Genomic DNA, 7,530 nt, shown 5'->3' on the forward strand with positions numbered 1-7,530 from the left:
CGCAACTGATGCACGGTTTCAAAGACCGGCACCCAGGGCCAGTTTCTGTAGTTCATCCGGCTTGCGGATGATGAGGCGGTGCAGGTCTTTTTCGACAATGCCTTGCTGGGCCAGATGCAACAACGCCCGGGTCACGGTTTCGCGGCTGGTATTGATCATCATCGCAATGTCCTGGTGGGTTGGCAGGTTTTCGATGACTTCAAGATTGCCGGGCATGATCTTCTTGAACAGGGCGATAAAGGCATAAATCCGCCGTGAAGTATTGCTGATACTCAGCAGTGCCCGGAATTCTGAATCACGCTGGATTTTTTCTGCCAGATGTCGCAGCATCATGTTGGCCATGGCCGGCGAATGGGAGAACAGATGCAGCGCCGTAACGCTGGGCAAAAAACCTACCAGTACATTACTTAAGGCGACGACGGAGGCCGATCTCGGGGTGCCGTTGATGATGGCAATTTCGCCGAAAAAATCGCCTTCCTTGAGCATGCGTAGCCCTATGGCGCGGCCATCTTCCGTGACATCGACGACTTGTAACTGTCCAGACAGCAAAAACAGCAGGCTGTCACCGATCCCTCCTTTTTGCAATACCACGTCCCGTTTGTTGAAGTGGCGGACACGCATATCGACTTTGACCTTGTTCATGTCTTCATCGTTCAGGCCCATCAGCAGCGGAATATTCCGCAGGTTGACGGTGATTTGATTGACTTTGACCTGAACCTTGGTCTGTATGGGGATCTTGATCTGCAACTGCCCGGGCAACGCACTAGCCTGCTCCGTAGCCGGGGCCTTGCTATTGATTACAGCGACTTCATTATTTGATACTGTCATTGCTTAATCCGATTACAGCGGCAACTATTCAGTGTCAACTACGGCATTGATTACAGCACCGATTGCTGTACCTGCACGCAGTCTGACTTGACGATGGATTTGTCATTCGCTTCATGCAACTGTTGACTGTTTTGCATCCATGCATCGCATGATGATCTTCGTAGTACATGGTGACGACTGCGTACAATATCAAATCAAGTCTGCAAAGTCTGCCTGGGCACCATCATTTTCTGCCATGAATGATTGCATTTCAAAGCAATCGCTCTTTATTTTGCTTATTTTCGCCGATTCTTTGTGATTTTGGCTGAAGTCCGTATGTGTACAGTCTTTATTCACGGTTTCGGCGATGTTTATACCCTTCAATATGCCTGTTCTACAGGTATTTTCTGTTTAATTGGCTACCAGAGCATATTCCAGCAGCAGGCAAAACAGCATCCCTGAAGTGATGCCGGCGGCATTGGCAAGCAGGTCTTTCCAGCAAAAATTACGACCTGGTACAAAACCTTGCAATAATTCTATGCAAAATCCGGCGATCAGCAAACCGACGGACCAGACCGCTAACTCATGCAGAGTTTCCACGAGTACGCGCGCAATCAGGACCATGCCGCCAAATGCGACAAAATGTGCAAATTTGTCGTGCTTGATCGGCGGCATCCATTTGGCCGGCAATAAACTGCCTACACACACCAGCATTGCCGACAGGGCAAAAAGCCAAAGCACTGCCTCGCTGGTAAAAACTGATAACTCCATCTATACCGCATCCTTGCTAAAAATTCTGCCACTGCCAGTTCAATTGCAGAGTTTTGCCATTGTATTGAAGGATGGATATATTTTCCTTGTTATTTGTGGCCCTGAATTCCAGTTGCAGTGTCTGCCGGTCTGCCATTACCCAGCTCAGTGCCGCTTTCAGTGTTTGCGTGTCCTGGCTTCGTGCAACCTCTATCAGATTCGGAGAGTAAATGGACTGGCTTTGCCATAATTGCCGGTTCCAGCCCAGCTCAAGCTCGTAGCGCTGTGATAACTGCCTTCTGAGGTTCAGGAAACTGTAATAACCCTGACGGTGCCCACCCTGGCGATCAGCATGGGCGCGATCAGCCAGGTAGGCCAGCCCGCCTTGCAACAGGAATTTTTCAGTCTCATAAGAGAGCAGACCACGTAGCTCCCAGGTATGCGCGTCAAAATTGGACAAGGTCGGGTACTTGACATTACTGTAGCTGACAATCGTGCCGAAACGCCATGGACTGGATTGGCGTGCCGGTGGTGTCAGGCGCAGCTGCACAATTTCCTGCTTTTGATACAGCTGACCACCCAGGGTCAGCAGGCTGAACAGACCGGTGGCCCGGAAATTATAATCCTGCCAATTCCAGGGTTGTTCCAGTCCAACCGCAAGGGCTGCAGTATTGAATGCCGACAGTGATTCGTAGTTGCGTAAGCGCAACTGCGTATAACCCAGCGTACTGGCCTGACCGAATTCTTGCGAAGCATTGGCTGATACTGTCGCAAAACGGTCTGCTTTGGGCTGGTATTCGGGCAAGAGTTGCAATTCAATTTGCTGCGCGCCGCTGCCCAGAATGAAGTTAGGATTGCTGGCGCCCTGGTTGACGTTGCTGTCATAGCCAGCTTCCAGTGTTACCGCGAATTTTCTGTCCGGATTGCGTGGAATACAATTTTTCGGCTGTAATAATTCCAGTTTGTGCAATTGCTCACCAGACAGTGGCAGGCTTGCCTTCATGGTTTGGAACAAACGATCTGCTTCTTCCTTGTTGCCAAGTTCGCATTGCAGCATTGCCAGATCCAGCAGTGCACCGCCATGCTGTGGCATTTTTTCTATGAGCTTGCCGAGCATGATTTTGGCGTCATCATGCCGTTTTTCACTGATGGCTTTCAGTGCATCAATGTAGAGGGCGTCATTTTCTGTGCCATCGTCGGCATGTGCTACTTGCAGTGTCAGCAGGGCGATCAATATGCATAATGGTAGTTGGTACAACAGTTTGAAACCCCTCATGCAGAAACCTCTACCGTATAGATAGCAGTGGGTTTTTCCTTACCTTTTAGCAAGCGCTCTCCCAAAGACTGGAAATGGTGTCTGGTTGAACCATCGACCGTGCCTTTGCCGATGATGATGTCATAAGGGTAATGGCGTGCAGCATCCTCCAGCCGGGACGCGGTATTCACGCTGTCTCCGACTGCCGTGTAGATGCTGCGGAACGAACTTCCAAAATCTCCTGCGATGGCGATGCCGCTTTCTATGCCAATTCGGACTCTAATCTTTTTTCTCCCTTGTTGCTCATATTGGGCACTTAATTTCCTGACATTTCTGACGATCTCTATTGCCGCATCGACTGCCAGGTCGGCGTGGTTTTCAACCGGCAGAGGGGCTCCCCAAAAGGCGACCAGGCCATCGCCGGTGTACTTGTCCAGGGTGCCACCCTTGGCCAGTACCGGTGCTGTCAGGCACTCCAGAAATTCACGGGTCAGACTGGCCGCCTGTTCCATCGGCAAATTTTCTACCTGGCTGGTATAGCCTTCCATATCAGCAATAAGTGTCGTGACATGAAGCTGGCGCGGTGCCAGAGGATCTTTCAAGTCACTGCGCAATAATTCCTGTACCACCGCCTTGGCCACATATTGCTGCAATGTTCCCAGCAGCCGGCGCGATTTGCGTTGCGCTGCCTGCCAGCCAAAAGGAACCGCTACCGCCAGTAAAAAAAAGTTTGCCATCAGTGGGCCGACAGGTGAAAACCACATGTCATGTTGAACGACCTTGTATGCCAGCACTATCCAGAGCCCTGATGCTATCGCCAGCATCAGGGTATTCGACAATGCCGAAAAGCGGGGAAACATGAACACCGCAATTCCCGCAGTCAGCATGCTGAACAGCAGGGCAATCAGGCCACCTGGCCATTTTACATACTCGCGCCCTTCTTGTTCGTCCAGCAGGGTGGTTAACGCTTGTGCATGCACCAAAAAGCCGCTGGTCAAATGATACAGCGGCGTTGGTACACGATCTGCCAGACTCAGTGATGATGAGCCAATAATAATGTATTTGCCACGTAAAGTTTCGAGCGGCACGGTATCCTGCAAAACGCTTAAAGCAGGCACCACGGCATATGACGACAAAGTGCGGCTGTACTCTACCCGTGAAAAACCATTTTCATCGACATCCGAAAAGCGACTTTTCGTCTTGAATAACTGATCAGATCGTATTTTCGAACAACATTCAAGCAAGACCCGCGACAGGCCGTCATACACTTTGTCGCCAAAGCGGGTCTGAACCGGAATTCGTCGTAAAGTTCCATCCTTGTCCGGGACAAAGCCGATATTGCCGATGAATCGCGCCTTGTTCAGCCCTTCATGATTGGCAATATAACCTGTTGCATGCGCCATTCTGGGCGGGGCGCCGGGTTTGGCCGTAGCCAGCGATTTTCCACCTATTAACTGACCGTTGCGTGCAGGTGTGAATTTATCTTTGCTGAAATCAAAGGCCTGTGCCAGCACTACTGGTCCGTGGGTTGCCAGCATAGCGAGCCTCTGGTCGCCGACGGTATCCTTCTGTTCTTCAAAATAGATATCCAGCGCAACGCCACGCACGTCAAATTCAACAATCAGTTTTTCTATCAGGTCCGCAATACGGGTACGCGGCCACGGCGCAGCGCCCAGAACATCAATACTGTGGTCATCAATGTCGATCAGGGCCAGTCGTTGTTCGGGCAATTCTTTTGCGCTGAAGCGGACATAGTGATCCCGCAGCCATTCATCACCAGAGAACAGGCGATGACTTTCCGGCAACCATTGATTGACAGCGCATAAGCCAACCGCCATTGCCGCGATGATCAGCCATAAATAAGCTTTTGCCGGGATGCGCAAAAAAGAATCAAGCGCATGCCTCATGATAGTGTAAGAATGGCCGTTGAATTATTCACTGTGCAAGAGGCGTTTGATTGTTGGGCCGATCAAAATTAATTCGGCTGCATGATAATCTGAAATGTTTAAATTGTGTCAATTTTTCGCATCATTTTTGTGCAAGACAATAAATTCTGTGTGAAAGCAGGTATTCGAAAAATCCATCATAAATCGGCTTTGCCTCATTTTCACCTGCAATCCTGGCTTTTCGAGACTGTCATGATGTTGATTTTTACTATAATCCTTCTATTTTCAATGGCTTAGCTAAAAAATGATATAGTAGCTGGAAATCGTAAATTGTGACCGTCGTCACAATAATATTTGAATATCAGAGGATAATAACAAAATAAGTGCTGATATTGACTGGAACAATGGGTGTCCGGTGAGAAAGAACTTTGCCAGAACATGGGCAAGTAAGGATGAAATATGAAAAGCGACACGGTAAATGTGATGCGCCTGTTGGCAAAATGGAGCTTGGTACTACTGCTGGCGATTCCTGCAATGGCGTTCGCCGGCGAAGCCGCGAAGGTGACTGCCATATGGGGTAAGGTTGAAATTAACGGCAAACCTGCGGCAATGGATAGTGCTGTACAAGAAGGTTCCAGCATCAAGACAGGAGCTGACAGTTACATCTATATGAAAACCATTGATGATGGCCTGTTGATCGTGCGCCCGAACAGTGAAGCACGCATAGTGACTTATCACGTGGATAAAAAAGATCCGGCAAATACCAGTATCAAACTGGAATTGCTGAATGGCGTAGCGCGCAGTGTTTCTGGCAGCGCAGTTAAATTGGCAAGACAGAATTTCCGGTTTAACACGCCTGTAGCTGCAATCGGTGTGCGTGGTACCGACTTTACTGTATTTACTACGGCTGATACAACTCGTATTGCCGTGGTTGAGGGCGGTGTTGTGGTCAGTGGCTTTGATGGAGCCTGTTCTCCACAGGGACGTGGTCCTTGTGAGGGCGGTGCTGCAACTGAGTTATTTGCCCGTCAGCAGGGCTTGCTGCTTCAAATTAACAAAGGCCAGAATAAGCCACAACTGCTGCAGGCAGCAGCTGGCCTTGCGCCTGACGCTGTAGCGCCACCACGTCCAGATGAACCTGGAGTCAAGGCAGTTGTTAGTGGTACTTCGTCATCGGTTGCTCCTGCTGTTGTTGATCCCAACCTCGATCCGGCCAAAGTTGGTGGAGTCAAGCAGACTGTTGCTGTCGGCAACACAGCTACGAATAACGGAACTGGCAACGGTAGTGGTACGGGTACCGGCAATGGCACGACGGGTAGTGGTAATGGTGCGGGGGCTGTACTTACTAATACTATAGTATGGGGACGCTGGATTGATGTGCTGGGCCAAAGTGCACAGTTTGATGTGATCAAACTTGAAAAAAGCGGTGCTACCACGGTGGGGCTGAATAACAGGTATCAGGTATCTGTTAGCAAAGGGGCTGAATGGCAGGTTCCCAATACGGGAACTATGGGATTTTCCCTGATGGATAGTCAGGCAGTTGTCGTGGATCAAAAAGGATTGGAAGCTGCCGCCAAGCTTGAGAATGGGAAATTACAACTGGATTTTGCAAAATCCAGTTTTGCCACCAGCTTTGATTTGTTAAGTGGTAGTGAGCGTTTCGCATTGCAGGCGCAAGGAGTCGTTGGTGCTAACGGGACTCTGGCTGGGGGAGATCAAAATACTTACCCTAATAATATGCAGGTGAATGGTGCGGTCACCGCAGAAAAAGGTGGTACTGCTGCCTATGTATTCTCTTCCAGACTAGACAATGCAGGTAATCGTTACGCTTATGGCGTGACTTACTGGAATAAAAAGTAAGCCCTAAAAGTAAGTCCTTTTAGTAGCAATCTGCGAAAAAGCTCCGATAAAACGGAGCTTTTTTGTTTGCGTCAACAATTTTCTTTGGTATTGTTGGTATTTTTTGTTGTTTTTTCGCATCGTTACATCATGCCTCTTGTAAATAGTCAATTTTCGAGATTGTAAGCATGATTTTTTTACGGCGAATGTCAGAAGCTTAAATGAATGAATGGTCGTCAAATAATTTTGTGAGCAAACGTAACTTCATATGTGATGAAGTATCACTCCAGGGACATTCAATAGCAGGTTGATGCTGGCCTTGTACCGTCTATATAGATGTGAGTATTACCATTTTCCCTCTATATAAGCGTCCCCAATTGTTAAAAATACAGAATCATCCCGATTTGCTCATTGCTACTGCATGGCAAAGGGGTAAATGATTTCTGCATTTCCTGTAACGTAATATTCATTTGGGTTTACCAAGAAGCTCCCCTTATAATAATAGGTTGGCAAAGTCACATCCGGATTTTCCATTTGAAAGCTGTTTCTGCAGAACAAATCGAAAACCCGGGAAAGATGAGCGCCAAATGTTGTGTTGCTTTGCTTTTTTTTGAGAATGTGATTTGCGTCACATCCTTGACAAGGTGCATCTGCGACTATCTGCTTGCCGTAACGCGAGTAGGTGCCTAAAAAGCAAGCTTCGCACTTTTTAAATCATAAATTAGGAGTTCTAAATGGCTAATGCAGCTAGTGATATCCAAAAGCTTTACATCGCTTATTTCAACCGTCCAGCGGACCCACTGGGTTTGGCTTATTGGACAGCGTCCAACCTGTCCCTCAAAGACATCGCGCAAAGCTTCTCCGTACAGAAAGAATACGCAGACACGTATGCCAACCTGACCACAGCGCAAACCGTCAACACCATCTATAAAAACCTGTTCGGCCACGAAGCCGATCCAGCAGGTCTGACCTACTGGGCAGGCCAGATCGTCA

Annotated in this window: 6 protein-coding genes; 2 read left to right on the forward strand and 4 right to left on the reverse strand. The window is 48.6% G+C overall.

Translation table 11 applies throughout. The annotated features are described in order from the left end of the window. Positions 1-18: 18 nt before the first annotated feature. From H8L32_RS22755 to H8L32_RS22770, 4 genes are all read right to left on the reverse strand, one after another. The gene (locus H8L32_RS22755) at positions 19-828 is read right to left on the reverse strand and encodes a Crp/Fnr family transcriptional regulator (RefSeq protein WP_186949696.1); all 810 of its coding nucleotides are present in this window, start codon (positions 826-828) and stop codon (positions 19-21) included. Between the two features lie 390 nt (positions 829-1,218). Further along, positions 1,219-1,578 (reverse strand): VanZ family protein, encoded by a 360-nt coding sequence (locus H8L32_RS22760; RefSeq protein WP_186949698.1) that lies wholly within the window; start codon positions 1,576-1,578, stop codon positions 1,219-1,221. Positions 1,579-1,594: 16 nt separating this feature from the next. After that, positions 1,595-2,833, reverse strand: coding sequence for a tetratricopeptide repeat protein (locus tag H8L32_RS22765; RefSeq protein ID WP_186949700.1), 1,239 nt, complete (start codon positions 2,831-2,833; stop codon positions 1,595-1,597). Further along, a complete protein-coding gene (locus tag H8L32_RS22770; RefSeq protein WP_230412371.1) occupies positions 2,830-4,719 on the reverse strand; it encodes a CHASE2 domain-containing protein in 1,890 nt (629 codons plus the stop codon). Before H8L32_RS22770 ends, H8L32_RS22765 begins: the two co-directional genes overlap by 4 nt. A gap of 438 nt (positions 4,720-5,157) precedes the next feature. On the opposite strand from H8L32_RS22770, the gene H8L32_RS22775 reads away from it, so the two are divergent. Both H8L32_RS22775 and H8L32_RS22780 read left to right on the forward strand, forming a co-directional pair. After that, entirely contained in the window at positions 5,158-6,558 is a 1,401-nt protein-coding gene (locus H8L32_RS22775; protein WP_186949702.1) for a FecR family protein, read from the forward strand. Between the two features lie 713 nt (positions 6,559-7,271). Beyond that, on the forward strand, positions 7,272-7,530 hold a 259-nt coding region (locus H8L32_RS22780; protein ID WP_186949704.1), incomplete at its 3' end, for a DUF4214 domain-containing protein.

Source organism: Undibacterium hunanense (assembly GCF_014284335.1).
In the GTDB taxonomy this organism is placed as follows: domain Bacteria; phylum Pseudomonadota; class Gammaproteobacteria; order Burkholderiales; family Burkholderiaceae_D; genus Undibacterium; species Undibacterium hunanense.